This window comes from Halodesulfurarchaeum sp. (assembly GCF_036626455.1).
Taxonomy (GTDB): Archaea; Halobacteriota; Halobacteria; order Halobacteriales; family Halobacteriaceae; genus Halodesulfurarchaeum.
In genome coordinates this window covers 19920-42658 of the sequence record NZ_JAZKRK010000018.1, presented here as the reverse complement: position 1 = coordinate 42658, position 22739 = coordinate 19920, and the positions used below count along the sequence as shown (strand labels likewise).

25 protein-coding genes and 1 pseudogene are annotated in these 22739 nt (G+C 60.0%); 17 read left to right on the top strand and 9 right to left on the bottom strand.

Annotated elements, in window-relative coordinates; genetic code table 11:
- Positions 1-420: pseudogene (locus tag V5A26_RS07150) on the bottom strand (hypothetical protein); the annotation flags it as partial.
- Between the two features lie 98 nt (positions 421-518).
- On the opposite strand from V5A26_RS07150, the gene tatC reads away from it, so the two are divergent.
- The 3 genes from tatC to V5A26_RS07135 all read left to right on the top strand — a co-directional run bounded on the left by tatC (position 519) and on the right by V5A26_RS07135 (position 3801).
- Positions 519-2774, top strand: a complete 2256-nt coding sequence (gene tatC / locus V5A26_RS07145; protein ID WP_332321889.1) for a twin-arginine translocase subunit TatC — start codon at positions 519-521, stop codon at positions 2772-2774.
- A 125-nt stretch (positions 2775-2899) separates the two neighbouring features.
- Positions 2900-3091 carry a ribbon-helix-helix domain-containing protein gene (locus V5A26_RS07140; protein ID WP_332321890.1) on the top strand — a complete coding sequence of 64 codons (192 nt, stop codon included), beginning with the start codon at positions 2900-2902 and terminating at the stop codon, positions 3089-3091.
- Positions 3088-3801 carry a queuosine precursor transporter gene (locus V5A26_RS07135; protein WP_332321891.1) on the top strand — a complete coding sequence of 238 codons (714 nt, stop codon included), beginning with the start codon at positions 3088-3090 and terminating at the stop codon, positions 3799-3801. The genes V5A26_RS07140 and V5A26_RS07135 overlap by 4 nt, the downstream gene beginning before the upstream one ends.
- On the opposite strand, the gene V5A26_RS07130 is transcribed toward V5A26_RS07135, so the two are convergent.
- A complete protein-coding gene (locus V5A26_RS07130; RefSeq protein WP_332321892.1) occupies positions 3798-4568 on the bottom strand; it encodes a 23S rRNA (uridine(2552)-2'-O)-methyltransferase in 771 nt (256 codons plus the stop codon). The genes V5A26_RS07135 and V5A26_RS07130 overlap by 4 nt on opposite strands.
- Before the next feature lie 122 nt (positions 4569-4690).
- Here V5A26_RS07130 and V5A26_RS07125 point away from each other — a divergent pair, with 122 nt between their 5' ends.
- Together V5A26_RS07125 and hjc are read left to right on the top strand one after the other, a co-directional pair.
- Complete coding sequence (locus V5A26_RS07125) at positions 4691-5434, top strand: DNA polymerase sliding clamp (RefSeq protein WP_332321893.1); 744 nt, start codon at positions 4691-4693, stop codon at positions 5432-5434.
- A gap of 50 nt (positions 5435-5484) precedes the next feature.
- Positions 5485-5976: a Holliday junction resolvase Hjc gene (gene hjc / locus V5A26_RS07120; RefSeq protein ID WP_332321894.1), complete on the top strand. Its 492-nt coding sequence runs from the start codon at positions 5485-5487 to the stop codon at positions 5974-5976.
- A 149-nt stretch (positions 5977-6125) separates the two neighbouring features.
- On the opposite strand, the gene phnE is transcribed toward hjc, so the two are convergent.
- From phnE to V5A26_RS07105, 3 genes are read right to left on the bottom strand one after another with little or no spacing between them, the layout of a single operon-like run.
- The gene (gene phnE / locus V5A26_RS07115; RefSeq protein ID WP_442908758.1) at positions 6126-7238 is read right to left on the bottom strand and encodes a phosphonate ABC transporter, permease protein PhnE; all 1113 of its coding nucleotides are present in this window, start codon (positions 7236-7238) and stop codon (positions 6126-6128) included.
- A 19-nt stretch (positions 7239-7257) separates the two neighbouring features.
- Positions 7258-8049, bottom strand: coding sequence for a phosphonate ABC transporter ATP-binding protein (locus tag V5A26_RS07110; RefSeq protein ID WP_332321896.1), 792 nt, complete (start codon positions 8047-8049; stop codon positions 7258-7260).
- Between the two features lie 24 nt (positions 8050-8073).
- Positions 8074-9186 carry a PhnD/SsuA/transferrin family substrate-binding protein gene (locus V5A26_RS07105; protein ID WP_332321897.1) on the bottom strand — a complete coding sequence of 371 codons (1113 nt, stop codon included), beginning with the start codon at positions 9184-9186 and terminating at the stop codon, positions 8074-8076.
- 246 nt (positions 9187-9432) lie between these two features.
- On the opposite strand from V5A26_RS07105, the gene V5A26_RS07100 reads away from it, so the two are divergent.
- A complete protein-coding gene (locus V5A26_RS07100) occupies positions 9433-10239 on the top strand; it encodes an inositol monophosphatase family protein (RefSeq protein ID WP_332321898.1) in 807 nt (268 codons plus the stop codon).
- Positions 10240-10266: 27 nt separating this feature from the next.
- Here V5A26_RS07100 and V5A26_RS07095 read toward each other — a convergent pair whose 3' ends face one another.
- Positions 10267-10902, bottom strand: coding sequence for an HD domain-containing protein (locus tag V5A26_RS07095; RefSeq protein WP_332322300.1), 636 nt, complete (start codon positions 10900-10902; stop codon positions 10267-10269).
- Between the two features lie 237 nt (positions 10903-11139).
- Here V5A26_RS07095 and V5A26_RS07090 point away from each other — a divergent pair, with 237 nt between their 5' ends.
- From V5A26_RS07090 to V5A26_RS07080, 3 genes are all read left to right on the top strand, one after another.
- A complete protein-coding gene (locus V5A26_RS07090) occupies positions 11140-12459 on the top strand; it encodes a DNA double-strand break repair nuclease NurA (RefSeq protein WP_332322299.1) in 1320 nt (439 codons plus the stop codon).
- Positions 12460-12535: 76 nt separating this feature from the next.
- On the top strand, positions 12536-14353 hold the full coding sequence (locus V5A26_RS07085) for an ATP-binding protein (RefSeq protein WP_332322298.1): 1818 nt from the start codon (positions 12536-12538) through the stop codon (positions 14351-14353).
- Between the two features lie 53 nt (positions 14354-14406).
- Positions 14407-14823: a universal stress protein gene (locus V5A26_RS07080; protein ID WP_332321786.1), complete on the top strand. Its 417-nt coding sequence runs from the start codon at positions 14407-14409 to the stop codon at positions 14821-14823.
- Between the two features lie 15 nt (positions 14824-14838).
- Here V5A26_RS07080 and V5A26_RS07075 read toward each other — a convergent pair whose 3' ends face one another.
- Positions 14839-15303 carry a DUF5813 family protein gene (locus V5A26_RS07075; RefSeq protein WP_332321785.1) on the bottom strand — a complete coding sequence of 155 codons (465 nt, stop codon included), beginning with the start codon at positions 15301-15303 and terminating at the stop codon, positions 14839-14841.
- Between the two features lie 81 nt (positions 15304-15384).
- Positions 15385-15618 carry an Lrp/AsnC ligand binding domain-containing protein gene (locus V5A26_RS07070; protein WP_332321784.1) on the bottom strand — a complete coding sequence of 78 codons (234 nt, stop codon included), beginning with the start codon at positions 15616-15618 and terminating at the stop codon, positions 15385-15387.
- A gap of 132 nt (positions 15619-15750) precedes the next feature.
- On the opposite strand from V5A26_RS07070, the gene V5A26_RS07065 reads away from it, so the two are divergent.
- The gene (locus V5A26_RS07065; protein WP_332321783.1) at positions 15751-15984 is read left to right on the top strand and encodes an Lrp/AsnC family transcriptional regulator; all 234 of its coding nucleotides are present in this window, start codon (positions 15751-15753) and stop codon (positions 15982-15984) included.
- A 1-nt stretch (position 15985) separates the two neighbouring features.
- On the opposite strand, the gene tmk is transcribed toward V5A26_RS07065, so the two are convergent.
- Positions 15986-16588 carry a dTMP kinase gene (gene tmk / locus V5A26_RS07060; protein ID WP_332321782.1) on the bottom strand — a complete coding sequence of 201 codons (603 nt, stop codon included), beginning with the start codon at positions 16586-16588 and terminating at the stop codon, positions 15986-15988.
- A 117-nt stretch (positions 16589-16705) separates the two neighbouring features.
- Here tmk and V5A26_RS07055 point away from each other — a divergent pair, with 117 nt between their 5' ends.
- The 7 genes from V5A26_RS07055 (at position 16706) to purQ (ending at position 22607) form a co-directional block, all read left to right on the top strand.
- Positions 16706-17593: a complex I NDUFA9 subunit family protein gene (locus tag V5A26_RS07055; RefSeq protein ID WP_332321781.1), complete on the top strand. Its 888-nt coding sequence runs from the start codon at positions 16706-16708 to the stop codon at positions 17591-17593.
- Between the two features lie 149 nt (positions 17594-17742).
- The gene (locus V5A26_RS07050; RefSeq protein ID WP_442908756.1) at positions 17743-18909 is read left to right on the top strand and encodes a tubulin/FtsZ family protein; all 1167 of its coding nucleotides are present in this window, start codon (positions 17743-17745) and stop codon (positions 18907-18909) included.
- Positions 18887-19669 (top strand): hypothetical protein, encoded by a 783-nt coding sequence (locus tag V5A26_RS07045; RefSeq protein ID WP_332321779.1) that lies wholly within the window; start codon positions 18887-18889, stop codon positions 19667-19669. The genes V5A26_RS07050 and V5A26_RS07045 overlap by 23 nt, the downstream gene beginning before the upstream one ends.
- A 6-nt stretch (positions 19670-19675) precedes the next feature.
- Complete coding sequence (gene cofC, locus V5A26_RS07040; protein ID WP_332321778.1) at positions 19676-20302, top strand: 2-phospho-L-lactate guanylyltransferase; 627 nt, start codon at positions 19676-19678, stop codon at positions 20300-20302.
- Between the two features lie 225 nt (positions 20303-20527).
- Entirely contained in the window at positions 20528-21547 is a 1020-nt protein-coding gene (locus V5A26_RS07035) for a phosphoribosylaminoimidazolesuccinocarboxamide synthase (protein ID WP_332321777.1), read from the top strand.
- A gap of 119 nt (positions 21548-21666) precedes the next feature.
- A complete protein-coding gene (gene purS / locus V5A26_RS07030) occupies positions 21667-21918 on the top strand; it encodes a phosphoribosylformylglycinamidine synthase subunit PurS (protein ID WP_332321776.1) in 252 nt (83 codons plus the stop codon).
- A complete protein-coding gene (gene purQ, locus V5A26_RS07025) occupies positions 21915-22607 on the top strand; it encodes a phosphoribosylformylglycinamidine synthase I (protein WP_332321775.1) in 693 nt (230 codons plus the stop codon). The genes purS and purQ overlap by 4 nt, the downstream gene beginning before the upstream one ends.
- The last annotated feature ends 132 nt before the right edge of the window (positions 22608-22739 follow it).

The window sequence follows — 22739 nt, the reverse complement described above, 5'->3', positions numbered from 1 at the left end:
ACTTGATTCGGCCTCCTCATGGTCCGCTTCGTCGTCTGCTCCGTCTGCCTGGTCCGCCTCTTCGTCCGCCTCGGCCTCAGTATCCTTCTCAGCTTCCCCGTCGTCTTGGGTTACGGCTTTACTTTCGTCACCGACCTCCTCGTCAGCTTCAGCTGTGTCCGTGTCTTCGCTATCGTCGCCCGCAGTTTCTTCGTTGGGCTCCGTGTCGTCCGCGGCTGCATTCGTTTCGGCTTCGGGGGCCGTGTCAGATGGCCCCTCCTGGGACCCGTCTTCGGCAGCCGAATCCACCGGCTCTGTCTCAGTTGTGGCGGTCTCTTCCGCCGATTTGGTCGCCGTGGATTCGGCCTCGTCGGCCTGGTCCGGCCGCTTCTCGTCCGGCTCCCCGTCCTCGTCCGGGCCCTCGCCCGGCTCCCGCGACATGGGCCAGAATAGGCTAGGGCGTCGTTATGGGCCTTTTCGTTTCGTCGCCGTCTCCAGAGAAGAAGATTGATAGTCGCGACTCGGATAGGCCCTATAAGATGAGTGCCCCGGGGCCGATAGACGAGGATACCGCTCGCTCGCTCGAGAGCGGCCGGCAAACCCTCGGGACCGTTTTGAAAACCGCTCAACAGCGGCTTAAAGTAGTGTTCGTCGCCTTCGTCGTGGGGCTTTTTGCGGGTGTGATCGCGATGCGATTGTGGATCTGGCCGGTGCTAAAAGAGGACCTGCTCGCTCGCGGGGCCTCCGTCATCGCCCAAACGCCATTTGACGTGATTTTAATGCAGGTGAAAATCGGGCTCGCCACTGGGATTTTTGCGGCCCTTCCGGTGTTGGCCTACTACGCGAAAGGACCACTCGCCGACCGCGATATCGTTCCGGACATCCACGTCCCGCGGTGGAAACTGGCGATCGTGGCCACGCTGGCAGTGGCCCTCTCGACCTTCGGGGTCATCTATGCGTACTTCCTCTTCTTCCCGATCATGTTCAATTTCCTGGCCGGCAACGCGCTCGGGGCCGGGCTTGCACCGCTTTACTCCATCGTGCACTGGACGGAGTTCATTATGGTGCTTGCCCTCTCCTTCGCGCTGGCGGCCCAACTGCCGCTTTTGATGACGGCGTTTTCCTACTCCGAAATCATCCCGTACGAAACCTTCCGTGACAAGTGGAAGTACGCCGTCGTCGCCATCTTCGGGTTTGGGGCGATGTTCTCGCCACCGGACCCGTTCACCCAGTTGATGTGGGCGTTCCCGCTCTTGGCGCTGTATGGGTTCAGCCTGTATCTCTCAAAAATCGTCACCGCGGGGAAACGCGGCCGGCAATCGTTGGATTTCTTCGTGGCGCTTCGGCGGCGCCTCCACCAGGTTGCTGGAACGGCTGCGATTGGCGCTGCGATAGGATTCTGGGTGTATGGGGCCGGCGGGCTGGAGCTTTTTAATACGACGATCAGGCCCTCACTCCCTGCACTGATCCGGCCAGCTCCACTGGCACCGATCGACCAGGCCCTGGGGCTCCCAGGTGGACTTTCGCTTGCCGTTGCGGTGGTGGTGGCCGCCCTCGTCTTTGCCGTTCTCGGCACATTGGTCGTCCTGTATCGGGCGACGATGCGGGCCCAACCTGCGGACGGATTGCCACCGAAAGAACCGGCTGTGTCGTCGGACGCCCCGTCGTCAGAAACTGCAGTGGAAGGGCCAGAATCAGAAGCGGATGCGGCCCACGAGACGCTCGAAGACGCGCCGTCCGTTGAATCGGTTCATGGGGCCGATGGCGTCCAAGCGATGCCGGAGGTGGTGTTCGCGGCGATGGACGAGGAGGATGCCCTTGAGGCGGCCCAGCAGGCCATGGACGACGGCGACCCGGACAAAGCGGAAGCCATTTTCGAACGGTTTGACGACGCACCCGACGAACCGCCTAAAGGCACTCGGCAGAAGGGCGTCGGTGGCGCCATGTCCGATGCGGGAATGGGGATGTTCAACGCGTTCACCGAGGAAGAGACGACTGAGGAGGACATCGGCGGGTATTACCACGATATCGCATTCATTCTCGACAGCCTCCGCTCCCGGGCCTTCCACCTTGTCGCCGTCTTCATGGTCGTGATGGCCGGCCTCTTCATGTTCCTCTACCGCGGCGGGATCGGAACGATTCGGGCCGATTTCATCTCCCGAATTCCGCCGGAAGTGCGGCCCGACCCCGAAGCCATCGCCTGGCCGATCACGCTGCACCCGGTGGAGGCGCTGGTCTTCGAGGTCAAGATTTCGATGGTCATCGGTGCCGTGGTCACGCTCCCGGTGCTGTTTTACTACGCCTGGCCGGCCCTGGAACACCGTGGGTTCATAACCGGAAAACGGCGGGCAGTCTCCTTCTGGGGGCTCTCGATCATCATCGGTGTCCTCGTCGGGAGCATCGTTGGGTATCTGTACGTCGCCCCCCCGATCATTTCCTACCTCGTCGAGGACGGCATCCGGGCCGGAATGGTCGTGAGCTATCGGGTGAACAACTTCTTCTGGATGGTCTTTTTCACGACTGCCGGGGTGGGCTTGCTCGCGGATATTCCGATCACCATGTGGTTGTTCCATCGTGGCGGGATCGTGAGCTACGAGCGGATGCGCAAGAGCTGGCGTCCGGTGGTCCTCGTCATCTTCGTCTTCGCTACGTTCTTCTCGTCCAGCAGCATCTGGACGATGTTCCTGATCGCAATCCCCACCTCGTTGGCCTATCTCGTCGGCCTGGGCGGGCTCTGGCTTGTGACACTCGGCGGACGACGGGGGAAGAAGCCGAAGGCGGCTGAGCCGGCCTGACTGTGTCGATCGGTCCGGTAGTCAGACCGTAATACTCTTCCAGTACTCCTCAAATATCCTTCTAGGAATACTATGGCAGCATATATCGAAATATCGGCCCCGATCCCGGCCGGGTGGGATTGTTGATGCCCAAAATCAGTGTCGAAATACCGGGCGAACTCCTCGCAGATCTCGACGAACACGTCGGGGAGGACGGGAAATTCGTCAATCGGAGCGACGCGATCCGGGCGTCGGTGCGAAAAACGTTGGATCTGCTCGACGAGATCGACGCCAGACACGACCGTCTCGACCCGGATGAGGGAATGACGGACGAATGACCCGCCAGGAAACTCCCATCGCGCAGGTGGCGTTGGTCGGTCTGTTCGTCACCGCATTGATCACGGCCCAACTCACCGCCTCGAAAGTGCTGGCCTTTGACCTGCCAGTCTCGATTCCGGTCGCCGGTGAGACGCTTGCGCTCCCAGGGGCGGCGCTGGCTTATGCTCTGACTTTCTTCGCCTCGGACATCTACGCGGAGATCTATGGGCGACGGGCGGCTCAGGTACTGGTGAACGTGGCGTTCGGCCTCAACTTCGTCATGTTGGCACTGGTCTGGAGTACCATCCTGGCACCGGCCGCGAGTTCCTCGACGGTCGCGCCGGATACCTTTGCCACTGTCCTGGGCTCGAGTACGAACATCGTGATTGCGAGTCTGGCGGCCTACCTTGTGAGCCAGAATTGGGACGTACTGGTTTTTCACTACTTGCGGGACCTGACTGGCGGGGCCCATCTCTGGCTTCGCAACATCGGTTCGACGGCGACCAGTCAACTCCTGGACACGGCGATTTTCGTCGGCCTGGGCTTTTATCTGGTGCCGCTGGCTTTGGGTACGGGTGACCCGCTTCCGCTTGCGGTGGTCGCCTCGCTCCTGGTGGGACAGTATCTCCTCAAACTCGCCATCGCGCTCATCGACACGCCGTTTATCTATCTCGTCGTCGGATTCATCCGTCGACAGGAACCCGCACAGGCCGTCCCGGCTGCGGATTAATCGTCGATCCGCTTGCCGAAACCGTATCGTGGTTTGACGTCTCCAATTTCGATTGTCACCTCGTCGCCGATTCTCGTGTCCGGAACGAAAATCGTGTAGCCCTCGACATAGGCGATCCCGTCGCCGTCTTCGCCGGTCGCTTCGATCGACACCTCGACCGTCTCGCCTTCCGAGACGGGGGCCGTGAGTCGACCGATCCCAACGACGAAGATTTCCGAGGAGGAGTCACGTGAGGCGTCCGGTCTGAGAATGCTCACCTTGTCGAACTCGTCTTCGACGTCCTCGACGAAATCATCCAGGTCTCGTCCTTCGAAGACTTTAGCAACGAAATTGCCGCCCGATTCGAGGAATTCTTGGGCCACTTCAAACGCGGTTCGGGCCAGGTGGAGCGACCGGGCCTGATCCAGGCTGTACTCCCCGGTCATGTTCGGGGCCATGTCGGAGATGACAACATCGACCACGTCCGGCGCGAGATCGGCGATTCGTTCTTGGGTCTTGTCTTCGGTCATGTCCCCACGGAGCGTCTCCACGTCGCCTGGTTCGATGGTTTCGATGCGCTGGAAGTCGACGCCGATAACTCGGCCAGCCTCGCCGACGGTTTCGGCGGCGACCTGGAGCCACCCACCTGGGGCCGCGCCCAGATCGAGGACCGTATCGCCCGGATCGAACAGCCCCATCTGGTCGTCGATCTGTTTGAGTTTGTACGCGGATCGCGACCGATAGCCCTGTTGTTTGGCCTTGTTGTAGTACTCGTCTTTCCCAGTCATTGAATGGTGTACGGGAGCCGGCGAGAAGTGGCTGACGATGGGCGCTGCCCCGTGGATCGACCGGTTCGGGGCCGGTGCGAACGGGTGACTTTTTAAGGGATTGTGTCTAATCCCAGAACAAGATGTTTACGGCCATCGTCAGCGCCGAAACGCTCCGGACCACACTCGATTCCGTGAGCGTGCTGGTGGACGAATGCAAGATCCACCTCACGGAAGCGGGGTTAGAGATCCGAGCGGTCGACCCGGCTAACGTGGGCATGGTAGACCTGGACCTCGAATCTGCAGCATTCGAGTCGTACGAAGCCGACGGCGGTATTATCGGCGTGGACCTCTCCCGACTGGAGGATATTGCCGGCATGGCCGATGCCGGTCAACTCATCCAGCTCGAGCTCGACGAGGAAACTCGGAAACTCCACATCCATATCGACGGATTGGAGTACACCCTCGCGCTCATCGATCCAGATTCGATCCGCCAGGAACCGGACCTCCCCGATCTCGACCTCCCAGCCCGTATCATCATCGAAGGTCGGGACATCGACCGGGCCGTCCGAGCGGCGGACATGGTCTCGGATCACATCGCCCTCGGGGTCGATCTGGAGGCCGAGCACTTCTACGTCGACGCCGAAGGTGACACCGACGACGTCCACCTCGAACTGGAAGCGCCGGATCTGATCCAACTCGAACTCGGGGACGCACATTCGTTGTTCTCCCTGGACTACCTCAAGGACATGAACAAGGCCATCCCGGCCGACGGGGAGGTCGAGGTGGAACTCGGCGAGGAGTTCCCGGTCAAACTGCACTTCGATATCGCGGAGGGCTTGGGCAATGTGACCTACATGCTCGCACCGCGGATCCAGAGCGAATAACGCAACCGATCCGCGGAGGTTTTCACCCGCCGACACCTGCTTCGAGATAGATGTCAGCCAACCGCAAGGGCGACCGCCGGGAGCGCCAACTGGTCAATGCCCTTGATTCGGCTGGGTTCGCCGTCATGCGAGCCCCAGCCAGCGGGAGTGCGACGGAGCGTGAACTTCCGGATGTTCTAGCGGGCAATGGCACCGTCTTCTACGCCATCGAGGCCAAAGCGAGCGCCGGCGATCCGATCTACCTCACAAGTGAGGAGGTCGAAGCACTGCGCTATTTCGCCGAGTCGTTCGGGGCAAAACCCCGGATCGGTGTGCGCTTTGACCGCGAAGAGTGGGCGTTTTTCCATCCCGCCGATATCCTCACCGAGAACGGGGCCTACCGGGTCAAAAAGGAGTTGACCCTGGAAGCCGGCGAATCGATGGACGACCTCTGGGTGGAGGAGCCGGATACCGATGCGCAACGTGAGGAGATCAAAGGCATCCTTGACGCCCTCGACCAGGAGGTGATGTCGGTCGAGGAGGCTGTGGATTCGTTGTTGTGATCGAGTGGCGGTAAGCGGAATCTTTTGTTCCCGACAGGAGTGCCGTGCTGCATACGGACTACTATTCAGCAACGGTTTTGGCCACGACTATTTGGTGGCTATCACATCCGTTCCCGAATTTGGCGAAGAAATGGGTTTAGATCGACCCGTTATTTCAGTGCCGATTCTGCCATCCGCTCGGGGAAGCCGGTAATCAGTTCCCAGATGCCCATTCGCTCTTCGTCGGAACGTAACCGGGACCGAAGTCGCTGGCTGAACAGTTCCACGGAGATGATCAGGATGAATATTGCGATCAACGTCGCCATCATGTTCGTGAACCGTAGTAAATTCTGTTGGGCGACGACGATGTAGCCGAGACCTCCAGCCCCGACGACTCCAACTGTCACCCCAATCCGAACGTTGATTTCGAAGATATAGAGCGTCCAGGCGATGAACGATGTCTTGACTTGGCTCAACATCCCGAAAAAGACCACCTGTGGTTTGTTGGCACCCGTCGTCTGCATGGCTTCGATCGGGCCGTCTTCGATCTCTTCGAGTTCGTCGACGAACAGTCGGCCTAGATTCCCGATCGTGTCGAAAGCGATAGCGATGGCTGCCGAGGTTGGGCCGAGTCCGAAGAAGGGAATGAAAATAAGCGTCCAAATGATGGCTGGGATCGCTCTGATGAACGACATCGTTCCCCTGAAGATGAAATTAAAGGGAAATGGAGTAACCCGTTCTGACCCCAGCGTCCCGAAAATGAGGGCGAACGGAAACCCTAGCAACGTTCCAAGAAATCCCATCCCAAGGGTAACACCGGCTTCTCCAAAGATCTGGAACATGCCCAATTCCTGGAAGAAAAACGCATAAATGTCACCAGGGCTCGGCGGCCACTGGAAGATCAGGCCACCGATTTCTGGATCATACAGCAGGTTCATTTGGACGATGAAATCGGCATATTGGCCAAGATTGAGGAAGGGGATGATCCCGAAATGTAAGGTAACAGGGAAAAATTGACCCAACGATTCGAGGAACGTTCCAATCCGTGCGTCCGGATTGAGCAACCCTGTCGCCGATGCTGACTGCAAGCCGATGAATGCAATGAAGGTAATTAACGCAAGCCAGCCGACGGCTCGTCGCCGTCGCATCTTCTTGATGCTATCGAACTGATCCCGTATCGGGTCCGAGTCGTCATGAGATGACGAGCTTTCTTTGTCCGTTTTGAAACGAACCGAATCGCTAGAGGGTTCCGAACCTTCTCCCTCGGGATTTTCAGTCGTCATAGGTTATCCGATTCAGTAATCATGAGGTCGTTGTCGTGGTAGTGCCGGTTCCATTGGTCGTTTCACCTGAATCCGTGACAAACATTCCTTCCGTATCGATATCGCCGTAAATGTCGTCGACGTCGTCGATTGTCAACTCGTCCCGATAGCCGTCAAAGACCTTTTTGCCGTCACGCAGCCCGATAAACCGTTCGCCGAATTTGCGGGCCGTGTTAACCTGATGGAGGCTCGAAAAGGTCGTAAGATTGCGGTCCTCGGAGGCCTGTCGAAGGTATCGCATCACGTCCTGTGCGCTTCCCGGATCCAGACTAGCTACTGGTTCGTCTGCTAGCAATACCTTCGGTTGCTGGACGAGTGCCCTGGCGATGCCGACTCGCTGTTGTTGCCCGCCGCTCATTGATCGCGCCTTCTGTTTGGCCTCTTCGAGCAAGCCGACGGTGTCTAATGCGTCCAGGGCCCGGAGTTTTTCCTCTTGATCTTGGAGTTGAAACACACTCGTGAAGAATCCGCTCCGGTCAACGCCCCCGGCGAGCGCATTCGAATAGGCAGAGAGATCTCCGATAATATTGTGTTGTTGAAAAATCATCGCCACTTCCGGCCTTGGCTCGATTACCTTTGTGCCCTCGATAAACGCCTCACCGGCACTCGGCTCAGTCAAGCCACTCAGTATCCGCAAAAGGGTGGATTTTCCCGATCCCGAGACGCCAAGAATCACGACGAACTCTCCTCTTGGCACCTCGAACGATACGTCTTCAAGCGCGACTGTTTCACCGTAGGTCTTCGTAATCCCGTCAAGCTCGATTTGGGTCATTTTCTCGGATGTGCTCACCGAGATTTATAAGTCAGACCATTCCAATCCGAGTTCCTGGCCAAGATTCGACACCGGGTCGTAGTCTTCGACACTCGCGGGTGCGACCCCACTAAACCAGAGGCCGTGATCTTCGACCAGTTCAACCGAATCCTGTTCGGCTTCGGTTAGCTCGCTCTCATCCTTCTCCAGGAGTGCAGGATCGACACCGAGTTCTTCGGCCAATAATTCCTGAGACTCGTGTTCGAACGCTTCTTGGGGTGCGTCGATCATCAGCTGGCGAAGTTCGCCTTTGAGCGATTCGTCCCACGCCGCATTACTCACGATCGGAGCCCGGGGAATCGGTTCGGAAACGGCAAGCAACTGCAATTCCGGCTCACGTTCGCCGGCACTGTCGTATTCGACTGATATGTCGACGAAATCCTCGGACATCGCATCGAATTGTTCTTGAGGTACATGTGCCGCCGTCGAAAATGCACCCGTAGCAGCGGCCGCAATGCGGTCGTCCTCAATCATCTGTTTACGAGCCGTCGTATGGTCCGAGGCGCGTATCTCGAAGTCTGCCGGGCTTCCACCTGGGGCATTACCGATGTCTAACCCGGCGTTACTAAGCATATAGAGTGGGAATAACGTGCCTGATACGGAGGTTGGTGCCGCCGTAGCAATTACTTCACCCTCGAGGTCAGCGAGTTCCTCTATATCACTGTCAGCTGTCGTCGTGATGAGTGAGAAGTACTTTTCCGCGCCATACGCAATCCGCATCCCAGTGACATCAATTTCACCTGGAATCTGCGCCACGGCCCCTGGTGACGTGTCCGCAAACACCCGATCTCCCCCTTCCGACCGCCTGAGCTCCTGTACCGTCCCGGAATAACTGGCTGTCGGCTGCCCGTTGATTTTCACGTCCGCGTTCTCTTCGAGGTAGTCAAAGAGCGGTTGATACTGAACAGTAATGTCGATTTCCTCCTGGGCCGGATTCATAATCCAGGTAATTTCGGCAGGAGGCTCCTCAGTTTGTTCTTCCTCCGTTTGCTCGGCATCCTCGGGTTCGTCTTCCCCCGAACAACCAGCCAATCCACCGACCGTCCCAACAGTTGTGACCGCTGCGAGTCGTTTCAAATAGGACCTTCGGTTTACCATCCAGGTGGTCCAATATGTGGCTACCCAAAGTAGTTTTATATTTTTCCCACGATGTCCTCGGTAGTAATATATACTTATATAGATCAAATCGAATTTATTCTAAACCCAACTATTCGTTGCCCGCTGTAAAACTCTCTTTACCAGCAGCTAAATCTATACTCGGATTGTCGCTCCTCTATATAGATGAAACGCTCTCGGCGAGCGATAAATGGATTCACTTTTTGGCCGTGGAGCAAAGTCGGTGATATGGAACCGACCGATCTGGCCGATGGTGCCCGGTCTGCTGCCGAAGTCGGGGGGAACAAGGCGGACTCGTTATTCCGGGAGGAACTCACCATCGAGACGAAAACCAACAAAACCGATGTGGTGACTCGTGCCGACAGGGAGGCCGAGATGGCGGTCATCGACTGCATTCGAGACACCGATCCGACGGCCACAATTGTGGCTGAAGAATCGGCAGATGAGGCCACGATTCCCGACGAAGGACGGGCGTGGATCATTGATCCGATCGATGGGACGAATAATTACGTGCGAGGGATTCCGCTCTGGGTGACGGCCGTGGCGGTTGTCGAAGACAGACAACCGATTGCAGCGGCGATTGAGGCTCCTGAACTCGGTTATACGTTTACCGCGGACACGGACGGCGCCCGAATGAACGGGGAGCCAATAACCGTCAACAACCGGCACGATCCTGAGGAAATGGCAGTCGCCCCCACGTTTTGGTGGCCGACAGATCGACGGGCCGAATACGGGACCGCTGCCAGTGAAATTGTCGAGCGGTTCGGGGATTTGATCCGCCTACGCTCAGCCCAATTGACTCTGGCTCTCGTGGCTCGGGGCGCTATCGATGCCACATTCACGAATCGGACAATGAATTCGTGGGACTCCGTGGCGGGGGCCTTTTTGATCGAACAGGCGGGTGGTTCAGTGACCGATATCGAAGGAGACCGGTGGGAATTCGATAGTCGAGGAATCGCCGCCTCGAACGGCGAGGCTCACGATCAGGTATTGGCGGCCGTGCAGGCAGTCGAGTCGGTCCGATCGTCCCAGTGACTGGGTGTCTTTGGCTCGACCCAGCAGTCACCGGTCACCCGCGATCTCCTCGTCAAACCGGGTCAAAAATCGTTTCATGAACTCCCGTCGATCTTCTGCGATCTCTCGACCGGTCTGGGTATACATCCTGGCCGGGAGGTCGAGCAGTTTCTTATAGAAATGGTTGTACTGCGTGGCACCGGCCTCAGTTTCGTCCGCTTTGGGTGGGAGATCGGGATCGTGGATTGGTGATCCACGGTCGCCTCCCTGGGTAAAACACCGTGCAATCCCGACAGCGCCCAAGGCATCGAGGTTATCGGCGTCCGAGAGGATTTTGGCTTCGAGTGACTCCGGCTCGGGCCCTCGAGAAAACCGGTGTGCACGAATCGCATGAGAGATCGCAGATACCCTTTCGGCAGCCACTCCGTGCTCCCTGAGTATCGTCTCAGATTCTCGAGCTCCCCATTCGGCATGGTCCGTGATTTCCCCAGTGTCTTCTCGTTCCCGACCGATATCGTGGAGGTATACACTCGCTCGGACGACAAAGTCATCTACCGCTTGATACTCGGAGCGGAGCCGGTCCGCGTTCGCGTCGACCCGTTCGACGTGGTGCCAATCGTGTGCCGGGTTCATTCCCTCCGAAAAGTACGCTTTGGCGGCTTCCACAACCGCGGCCAATGACATTGTGTGAGCTACCGTGTGGCCACTACAAAACCATGACGCCGATCTCGTTCCTGGTTTGACTCTCACCACATCGACTGCACCGACATGCAGTGATCTGCCGAAAATCACTGGTGGCGCTGTACCAATCCGGGCCCAACGAATCGAAACCCAGCAGACCCGATTGCACCCCGCACACCAAGGCCCACGGTTCGCCCAAAACCCGAGGCGTGATTACGGTGGGAAAAGAAGGTGGGCATGATGACCATCGACCCCGTCCATTACGACGGGATCGCTTCACTGGCAGATCGAATTCGCCACGACGCCGATCCCGAGGCCCATCGTGACCTTGCTGAAACCGTTTGGGCCGACCACCTTGACCCGCTCCGCAAGGATGGGGCTGCTGTTCTGGAACCGATCGATTCTGTGACCCGGCGAGCGGCGCCCATTGAGGACCTGGCCCTGCAAGAATCACCTTTCGGTACGGCTCATGGCCTCGATTCGGGGACGATCAATCCGACGACATTCAAGAACGGCCTGCTGTTGGACCTTGCCCAGGCAGCCATGAGCGCCGTTCCTTCGAATCTTGGGCTCCATCGAGCCCGGACCTACATCATGCCGGTCCACTCCAACGACGCCACGGTCGATCACGCGACCGATGGGTGGATCCCGTTCGACGAGGATCATGGCCGAGGCCGAATCGTGCAGACCGAGGCCCTGGCCCGCGACGAAGAACGGATCGTCCACGGTCTCGCGTTGTATCTTGCCGAAAGTCATCATGCCTTGCAGCATGCAGATGCGGTTGAGGAGGTGCTCTTCCTCGATGGGCCGCTGTATCCGAAAGGACTGGTCCACTGGCGGGGCCGCCACGGATCGATCGGAGACCTTGCCGGCGAAAATGACCTCGTCGCGGAAGTCCTCCAGAACTATGTGGACCTGGTCGAAGACTTCCTGGACCGGGGGGTCCCACTCGTGGGTTTCGTCAAGAGCCCGCAATCCCGGGGCCTCATCAGGACGCTTGCCGAAACCGGTCGTCCGAGTCCATGGGCAAGCGATGCGGCTTTTTTCACCCAGGTACTGGAACAGCGGGAGGGCGAGACCGAACCGCAGGCGCGAGGGAGTAGCCAGCAGGAGCGAGTGGGTGGACCGCAGGCTGGAGGGACAGGACAGCGGGGCCGAGTGACCGAGGACCTCACTTGGACCGGGTGGTTCCGTTCGCGACTTGGTGCCGACGGCGTTTTTTCAGCACCGGAAACGGAGCTTGGTGTCACACGATCACGACCGGCCACGGACTACGAGATCACATTTTTCGTCGTCTACGACCCACGAACGGACTTGCTGTTCAAGGCTGAACTGCCGGGTGGCTTCGCCGAGGAGTCCGCAGTCAGATCGGCTGTCGAACAGGCAGTCCTCCGGGGGGTGGCGGCCGAACGTGGGCCTCCGCTCCCCATTGCGAAGGCTGATGAACTGGCCCGAATCGGTGCTGAGGGCAAGGCGGAACTCGTCCGTCGTCTGGAGGTGGCCTTCAACACGACTGAGGACCGGAACTACAACTACGAGCGGTGGGGTCGCGAGGCATAAGGTCCTACGAGAGCGGGTGCCCGTGACCACTGGACCGGGGGAAAGGAGTTAGTGCGTTCCGGGACTGACTCCAGCCATGACCGATCTGGGATCGTTCTCCGAGTTCGAGGCCGAAGACGACGAATCGGAGAGCGGGGCGTCGACCGAGGGGTCAGCAGAACCTGGAGACCCGGATAGCCGTTCCTTTGACCGTCCGGACATCGAGGCCCGGGGCAGCGATTCGGGCGTCGGCGCGCTCGCCGTTTCTGAAGGGCTGCGAGTCGCCGAAGAGGCCGATGAAAACCGCCTGCGTGCGTACGTCACGGCCGGGAACCGAACGGATGTCAGGCTGGGCACCTACTTGCTCGCACCGTATCCGGACGCGGAGACGCTCTTCTGCCGGGTGACCGGTTTGGAATACGCCCAGGCGTTTCGAAGCGACGACGCCACCGAGATCCACGCACGGCGAGCGATGCGTTCCTCGGGCATCGACGAACGTGATTACAAGCTGATGGCCGACCTCGAACCGCTCGCGGTGCTGTATCCGGATGGGGGCGAACTGCACCGGCGGGCGCCGGATCGGGTTCCAAAACCGGAAACGGTCGTCCGGCATGCGAGCGACCACGAAAAGATCCGCACCGGGCTGGATCTACCGGAGTCGGGGGCGTTCCTCGGCCATCTTGCGGTCGGCGGCGAAAAGATCGAAACGCAGGCCAGTCCCCCGACGGTTGATTACCGGCTGGAGGACGGCGAAACGGGGGCCGACCCCCTGATATTTCGGCACGTGCTCATTGCTGGCGGCACCGGCTCGGGGAAGACACATACCGCGAAAAACGTCCTCCGGCAGTACCTCACCGAAGATCGGCGCTACGCGATCGAGCCCGGCAGCGGCCGAACGCCGCGAGCGGCTGTCGTCCAGTTCGATCCCCAGGACGAGTACGCCCAGATGCACGACGACAACCCGGACCTGGACGAGGCAGAAACGCGCCGGCTCGATGCACAGGGGATCGCCTCCGACGGGCACGAAGACACGGTCGCCTTCGTTCCGAAGGTGGGGAATGCGCGGTACAGCGCGGGCCATCACCGGGCCGAGCAACAGCCGTTCACGATCCCGTTCTCGATGGTGAGCTCGAACCGGTGGCTCCTCGCAGGGGGGCAACTCAACGATAACCAGTACAACGCGCTCGACCTCCTCCTCGATCGCTTTTTCGACGAGCGGAGTGGCGAGGCTACCTACGACGCTTTCCGGAATTTCCTGGACGCTCCGGCGCTTCGGCAGGAGCTCGACGAAACGGGTCACGTCCATGAGAAGACCTTCGACGCGGTCAAACGACGGGTCATGGCCGTCCCTCGGGGCGTTTTCGATCAGGACGCCCCCCCGATCACCGACCTTGTCCGCGACTTTGTCCGGCCGGGACGACTCTCGGTGGTGCCGACGTATCACCTGACCTCTTCCCGGGCCGCGGAGATGGTGGTCCTCGCGCTGTCGAGTCTCCTCATCGACCAGAAACTGTCGAGTGACCCTCGTTATGAGCGGATCAAAGAGACCCCTCTGGTCGTTGGGATGGACGAGGCCCACGACTTCCTCGCTGACGCGGACAGCGTCCAGGCCCGGAAAGTCATCGGGAAGTTCACCGAGGCCGCAAAACAGGGCCGGAAGGAGCGACTCGGGCTCTTCCTCATTACACAGGACCCACAGGACATCGCCGATCCGGTTTTCAAACAGCTCAACACTCGCATCGCGCTGACGCTGAGTGACGAGGACGCCGTTTCGAGCTTGAACCTTCCGACTGCCCTCGAATCTCGGGTGACTGACATGCAACGGGGGAGCATGGCCGTGTATTCGCCGGATAACTCCAAACCAGTCGAGGTCGTCGGGCTGCCTGCCTGTGTAACACGGCACGGTCGGGAGTGAGACGGCCGCTTCCGGCCCGTAAGTATTTGGCTGCAGCGACTGAAGGTTCAGGTATGAAGGCCCTGGTTCCGATCGACGGCTCCGCCCAGTCGACGACCGCCGTTAAGTACGTGGCCGAGACGCTTGACCCCGAGGAAATCGTACTCCTTCACGTCATCGACCCGGTCGAAGCCGGCTACAGTGCCGCCGCCACGATGCCGGGCTACTCGGAGGAATGGTACGAGAACCGCAAGGACGAGGCCAAATCCCTCTTTTCAGAAGCCAAAACCCATCTCGAAGACCAGACGGTCACAAAGACAACCGAAGTCGGGCGACCGTCCCGAACCATCGTCACCTACGTCGAGGACAACGACATTGATCATGTCGTCATGGGAAGTCACGGTCGGTCGGGCGTGACCCGCATTCTCCTCGGAAGCGTGGCCGAAGCCGTCGTTCGACGGTCGCCGATTCCGGTGACGATCGTCAGATAACACCCGATTTGGCACTCACTCCTCGCTGGCCGTCTTGCTGGCCCGTTCTCGAATCGCCTGGACTTGGTCCTCGTACTCGTAACCCGGAATAATCCCCTCGACCCAGGTACCTTCGACGTAATTCGCCGCGTTGCGGACCTCCTCCGTGAGCGTGCTGGAATCTCTTCGGAAACTCATCGATACGCGAAGCGACCCGCTCACATTCGTCACCTCCGGCTCCTCGGTGAGGGTGGAAACCAGGTTTGTGACGTCTTCCACGCGTCGTTCGAAGGTCTCCTCCCAGCCCTGTTCGACGACTGGGGCGACGGTCTCGTTTTCGACGGTCGCATCGAGTGTGGGAACTGTGAGGGCAAGTGTCACAGGCCCCTTGGAGACCGTAAGTTGCCCGTCGAAGTTCAACCGGCCGACCTCGAATACCCCCGCCTCCTGCTCGTGATAGCCGGGTGCGGCCCGAAAGGCGTCGGCGATCTCGTCGGTCATACACGATGATACGGGCGGCCGACTAAAGGCCTTGAGACCGCTGCTCGTGTCTCCGACTACTTGTCCATACTCACTCTCCGACTACTTGTCCATACTCATGTAGGTCTCCGTGTCCGCGACCGCGTCAAAGGCGGCGATTTCGCCAGTAATTATCTGCGAGACGGATCCGGGATTGGGGACCTCAACCTGGGCGATCAAATCGATGTCCCCCGCGACGACGTGAGCGCCTTTGACACCCTCGATGTCAGTCACCTCGGCGACCAGTCCCGACGTGTCGCTCGTGTCAGCTTCGACGAGTGCGTAGGCCACGACCATACCCACAACTGGACCACTTCGCATATGAGGTTTCGGCTGATGACCGATTTGGAACAGCGGGGCAGTGATCGATTTGGACCAGTGGGGAACGCGTCCGCGAGAGTTTTTGGCATATCGGCCCGAAGCACCGGTATGGTTCATGCCTTTGTCATGGTCGGCACCGAAGCGGGGACGCCGCAGGACGTCCGGGATACCCTCGAAACGGTGGGCGCAGTCACTGAGGCCCACGTGGTGGCTGGTGAGTACGATCTCATTGTCGAGGTCTCTGCCTCGGCGGTGTACGACGTTCTCGACGTCGCGACCGACGATATCCAAGGCATCGAGGGCGTCGTTGAGACGAAAACCTACGTTTCGATGAGCGACTGATTTAGTTCGAAGCGGTTTCGTCCCCAGCGTGTCGGTCGATGATCGACTCGACGGCTTCCGTGACGGCCTCCAATGGTTGCTCCGCGTTCACCCGAATGAAGCGGTCCGGCTCGGCTGCGATCAACTGTTCGTAGGTGGCCTGGACCTGTTCGAGGAACGCAAGTTGTTCGAGTTTGTTCGTCGCCCCGCTCCGATGGACTGCGGTTTCCGGTTCGACCTCGAAGTAAATCGTGAGATCGGGGGGCCGAGTGAACGGGCGGTGAACCGACTGGATGAACTCGACTGGATCTGGCATCTCCCCGTCGATCGCCGCTCCCTGATAGGCGAATCGTGAGTCGGAGTATCGATCCGAGACGACGATGTCACCCTGGTCAAGTGCCGGATGGATGACCCGCTGTAGGTGGTCAGCGTGGTCGGCCGTAAACAGGAACAGTTCCGCGAGCGGGTCGGCCCCGTCGGTCTCGATGGATCGGCGGACAGCGTCGCCATACCAGGACCGTGTCGGCTCACGGGTGAAGGTGTAGCCCTCGTCGTAAGCCTCCGTCAACCGGTTCCAGACTGTGGTCTTCCCGCTCCCGTCCAACCCCTCCAGCGTCACGAGCATGTCACGGACTTGGCTTACCTGTCACATACCGTTTGTGACCGACGACTCGTCTTGGGTGAACCGGCAAGACGTCCAGTCGCGCCAACCGTTATCCCGGTTGCGAGCATATAATCATACATGCATGTACTCGTCACCGGCGGTACAGGCTTCGTCGGCACACATCTCTCCCGCGAACTCGTGGACCGGGGCCACTCGGTCACGGCGCTCTCCCGTTCGGCTGACCCCTCGGGACTCCCCGATTCCGTTGAGGTGGTTTCGGGAGATGTGACCGACCCCGACTCGCTCACAGGTCCGATAGCCGACCAGGACGTGGTCGTGAACCTCGTCGCGCTCTCGCCGCTGTTCAAGCCAAAGGGTGGAGACAAAATGCACGAACACGTGCACTTGCAGGGCACGCGAAACGTCATCGAGGCGGCCGAGGCCGCTGACGTGTCTACAATCGTCCAAATGAGCGCACTTGGTGCCGATCCCGAGGGCTCGACCGCCTACATTCGGGCCAAGGGACGGGCCGAAACGGCGGTTCGGGAGTCGACACTCGACTGGACGATCGTCCGCCCGTCGGTCATTTTCGGCGAGGGTGGCGAGTTCGTCCGGTTCACACGGGTCCTCACGACACCATACGTTACGGCGCTCCCGTCGGGCGGCTCGACACGCTTCCAGCCGATCTGGATCGGCGATCTGGCGCCGATGCTCGCAGCCGCGGTTGAGGACGAGCGCCACCGGGGCGAGACCTACGATATCGGCGGGCCTGAGACGCAGACACTCGCGGATATCGCCCGGCTGGTCTACCAGACCGAGGGCAAATCCCTCTCGGTATTACCCGTGCCAATGTCACTCACCCGAATCGGGATGCACCTCGCCGATCCACTGCCATTCGTCCCGTTCGGGCCTGATCAGTACCGGTCCCTTCGGTTCGACAACACGACGGCGACGAACGACGTGGCCGAATTTGCGGTTTCCGAGGACGAGTTACGCACCCTCCGTGAATACCTTTCAGAACCCTGATGCCTGGCGCCGCATATTTGCCCCGTCACCGAACGGCAAACCTCCGATAGGCGCAGTCTGCCGCCTGTCACACGCGGTTTCCAACAAAAGCCTTATGGCCGCACTATCGCGTGTTTAAAAACAGAGCACATAGCAGCATGAAACTCGCAATGATCGGGATCGGCCAGGCGGGGGGCAAAATACTCGACAAATTCCTCGAATACGACCAACGGACGGGTTCGGGGATTGTACGGTCCGCTATTGCGGTCAACACCGCAAAGGCCGACCTCATGGGTCTCGAGAAAGTTCCTGAGGATAACCGGGTACTGATCGGACAGTCCCGAGTAAAGGGACACGGCGTGGGGGCAGACAACGAACTCGGCGCGGAAATCGCCGAGGAAGACATCGACGAGATTCAGGGTGCGATCGACAACATTCCGGTCCACGAGGTCGACGCGTTCCTGATCATCGCCGCACTGGGCGGCGGAACCGGTAGTGGGGGCGCACCGGTCCTCGCAAAGCACCTCAAACGGATCTATACTGAACCGGTCTACGGGATCGGTGTCTTGCCGGGCAAGGACGAGGGCGGGATCTACACATTGAACGCCGCTCGATCCTTCCAGACGTTCGTCAACGAGGTGGACAACCTTCTCGTCTTCGACAACGACGCCTGGCGCAAGTCGGGTGAGTCGATCCAGGGTGGCTACGACGAGATCAATGAGGAGATCGTCACCCGCTTTGGCATCCTCTTTGGCGCCGGCGAAGTCGAAAGCAGTGCGGACGTCGGCGAGAGCGTTGTCGACTCCAGCGAGATCATCAACACGCTCGCCGGCGGCGGCGTCTCGACAGTCGGGTACGCCTCGGAATCCGTTCAACCCCAGAGTTCGGGAGGTCTGCTCTCGAAGCTTCGGGGGTCGGGAGGCTCGGAAACCGAGGACTCGGCCAACACGACAAACCGGATTACCAGTCTCGTCCGCAAGGCGGCGCTCGGACGGCTGACACTCCCCTGTGAGATCGAAGGGACCGAACGGGCCCTGCTGGTCGTCGCCGGTCCGACGAGTTATCTGAACCGGAAAGGCATTGAACGCGGACGCAAATGGCTCGAAGAGCAGACCGGCTCGATGGAAGTGCGAGGTGGGGACTACCCCGTCAACGAGTCGGGGCAGGTCGCGGCGGTCACGCTCCTTTCGGGAGTTACGAATGTGCCGCGGATCAAGGAGCTCCAGGGCAAAGCAGTCGAAGCCCAAGAGAACATCGACGACATTCGCGAAGAAAGCGAAGCGGCCTTACAGGACTTGGTCGAAGACGAGGATGATGAACTCGAGCCACTATTCTAAAATCGCGCTCGTTGCGGTTCTTCTGGCGGTCGTCGCGGCCGGCCCGGCCGCAGCGGTGTCAGTCAGCGGTGCTGAAGTTCCGGACGACGCGGCGATTGGGTCGACTGTGGACGTGACTTACACAGTCGAGGAATTGTACACGAACTACGACCAGTGGCAGCTGGAGGGTGAAACGGCACTCGAATCCGTCACGTGGACCGTGACGAGCTACGAGGTTGGTGACACCCAAATCAACCAACAGGAGTACAACGGACAGACCTTCAGCCACACCATCGCGAAAGCCGATGAAGTGGCGGAGGTCACGGTACGCCTCCAGGGAACCGTCCCCGAATGGGACGACTGGTCCTACGAACCACCCCAATCCGTGACCCTCGCCAATTTCAGTGAGACCCAGGAGGGCGGTGCGGAAACCGAGTTACAGACGTCCGAGATTCGTCCGTATAACGAAGAGAGCCAGACGGCCCGTGATGCAATCGAGGAGGCCCAGGCCGCCATTGACGAAGCCGACGCGGCCGGTGTGAACGTCGAGGAAGCAACCTCACGACTCGACAACGCCATTTCGGCGTACGACGCGGGCAACTTCGAGAACGCCCAAGACCTGGCTGAAGACTCGCTGAACGCCGCCGAATCGGCACAGCAGTCGAGCCAACAAACGAGCATGTTGCTGCTGATCGGTGGCGTCATCGTCGTCATCGCGATCCTTGCGGGACTGGTGTACTGGTATTTCTCGAATCGCGAGACCTACGACAAACTCGGCTAAAGCCCTATGCGGGCTGTTATTCCGTTTGACGCGCGATCGCCAAACCAGCGACTTTCTGCCGTGCTTGATTCGGACGAACGGCGAGCGTTCGCGATAGCAATGTTGCGGGATATCCTCGACACGATGGAGCCGACTCGCTTTGACCCCCAGGTGATCGCTACCGCCACGCTCCCCGATTCGGTTTCGGTGCCACACACGATTGATGACCGATCACTCGATGCCGTAATCACGGCAGAGATCGAAGCGAACGCCCCACTTGCGGTTGTCATGGCGGACCTGCCGCTTCTCACTCCCGACACCCTTGCCCGCCTCAGGAACACAACAAGCGACGTTGTGCTCGCTCCGGGTCGTGGTGGCGGGACGAACGCAATGATGGTCCGTGACGCGGCGTTCGAAACCGACTATCACGGTGCGTCGATCAGGGATCATCGGGAGATCGCCAGAGAGCGGGGCCTTTCGGTTGGGGAACTGGATTCGTTTAGACTCGGAACCGACGTCGACGAACCCGCGGACCTCCTCGATGTCTTACTCCACAGCAATGGTCGGAGTGCCGAGTGGTTGGAGGCGGCCGGCTTCCGGCTCACGGAATCGGCCGGCCGTCCAACGGTGACTCGGGCTGGCGACAGCGATTGACCGGGGGTTTGCGGATTCGGCCGTTGCGGTACTGCTGGTCGGTGAACTGACTGACGTGCCCTCGCCTATCGAGATCACATTCACACGGGACGTCTTTCTCGGTCCCGGGGAACGCCGGTTTCGAGGGTTGCTCTGTCTCCCATCGTCCCGCCGCAACTCGTACAGGAACGGAAGCGGGCGGGGTCGGTGAGAAACGCTTTGATGCCGGAGGTCCCAGGAAGGGGTATGACCAGCGTCAAGGACGTCCGGGCCGATTCGAAACCCTCGGACGGGAACCTGGGGCGGGGGGCCTTCGTCTTCAGCGACGACTACTCAGTGTTTGACTGGGGGCGGATGCCGGATCAGCTTCCGAAAAAGGGTGCGAGCCTCTGTGCGATGGGCGCCTACAATTTCGAGCGCCTGGCGGAGGCTGGGGTCGAAACGCACTATCGTGGAGTACTCAAGGGCGGTGAGGTGGTTCCACTCGCTGCCGTCTCAGAACCACCGACGGAGATGGCCATCGACATCGCTCGAACCCCCGAGCTTCCGCATGACTCGGCTGGGTACGATTACGACGCCTATCACGAGGCGGGCGGGGATGCATACGTCGTCCCCCTCGAGGTCGTCTTCCGGAATGTCGTCCCACCCGGATCGAGTCTGCGGGACCGAAGCGACCCGACTGACCACGGTCTCGAATACGACGTGTGGCCAGAGGAACCGGTCGAACTCAGAGAGCCGATCGTCGAATTCTCCACGAAGTTCGAGCGCCAGGACCGGTACCTCGATCGTGCGGAGGCCGACCGAATCGCCGGACACCCCGATCTGGATGCCCTCGAGGGGTGTGCTAGGGAGGTTAACCGAGTCATCTCCGAACAGGCGGAGGCTGTTGGGTTTACTCACCAGGACGGCAAGATCGAGTGTCTGTACCACGATGGGACGATCGCGGTCGGGGATGTCGCGGGCACCTTTGACGAGAACCGCTTTAGCCGGGACGGGGTCCAGCTTTCGAAAGAAGTCATCAGGCAGTATTATCGAGAAACCGATCCGGAATGGGTCCAGGCGGTCAAAACGGCCAAACGCGAGGCCCTGGCGAGTGATAGTCCCGACTGGCGCGAGGACGTCGACATGCAACCCAAACCGCTGCCCGAACACGTCCTTCGACACGTTGCGAACATGTACGCGGCGGGCGCGAACACCTACCTCGGTCGGGAACTCTTCGATGCTCCCGACCTGGGCTCGGTGCTGGAACACATCCGGCGGCTGTAAGCGGTTCGTGAGTGGTGTATCAGTTTTTCGGTCGTGAGTCGCGGGTCGAGTATCCAAGAACGTGGGATACACCAACGTTTCCAAAAGAGTTTTTGAGCACAATCGCGCAGTTACGCCCGATGACCGCCTACACCGCCACGGTGACCGTCCGTCTCAAACAGGGCGTTCTCGATCCGGAGGCAACGACGACCCAGCGCGCCCTCGAACGCCTGGGCTTCGAGCTCGAGGACCTCCGGTCGGCCGATCAGTTCGAAATCGACCTGGAGGCTGCCGACGCCGAGTCTGCCACCGCGCGGGCGACCGAGATGGCCGAACGCCTCCTCGCAAACCCCACCATTCACGACTACTCGGTGGCGGTCAGTGAGCGATGACGGTCGCGATCGTGCGGTTCGGAGGCTCGAACTGTGACCGGGACGCCGCCCGCGCACTCGACGCCCTGGACATCGACTCCGAGATCGTCTGGCACGAGGACGGGCTCCCGGCGGACACCACCGGTGTGATGCTGCCCGGTGGCTTCTCCTATGGCGACTACCTTCGAGCCGGTGCCATGGCCGCCCGCGCTCCTATTATGAGCGCCATCACGGACCTCGCGGCTGATGGCGTCCCGGTTCTCGGCATCTGCAACGGGGCACAGATGGGGTGTGAAGCAAGTATGACTCCCGGCGCGTTCACGACGAACGAAAGCGCCCGATTCCAGTGCGAACACGTCCACGTTCGCGTGGAGAACGCCGAGACCCGATGGACCGCAGCCTACGAGGAGGGACAGGTGCTCGAACTCCCGATTGCCCATGGGGAAGGGCGGTTCGAGATTTCCGAGGAGAAACTCGCCGATCTCAAAGCCGAACGAAGAGTTCTCTTCCGCTATTCGACCCCTGATGGGGAGATTACAAACGGCGCTAATCCGAACGGATCAACGGATAATGTGGCGGGTATTCTGGGCGACACCGAGAACGTGGCCGTGTTGATGCCCCACCCTGAGCGCGTGGCTCTAGCCGATATTGGGCCGACAGACGGGCGGGGAATTCTTGCGGGCTTCGGAGCAACTACCGTCGCACCGTGACCGGGTCCCGAGTGGCGATCCAGCGGTGCGGGCCGTCATCGTCCCGGATCTCGAACCAGCCATCCGAACAGTCGTAGCCCTCGCAAATGGGTTCGTCCATAACGTGTCATTCGCGGCGAGTTGCTCGCCACG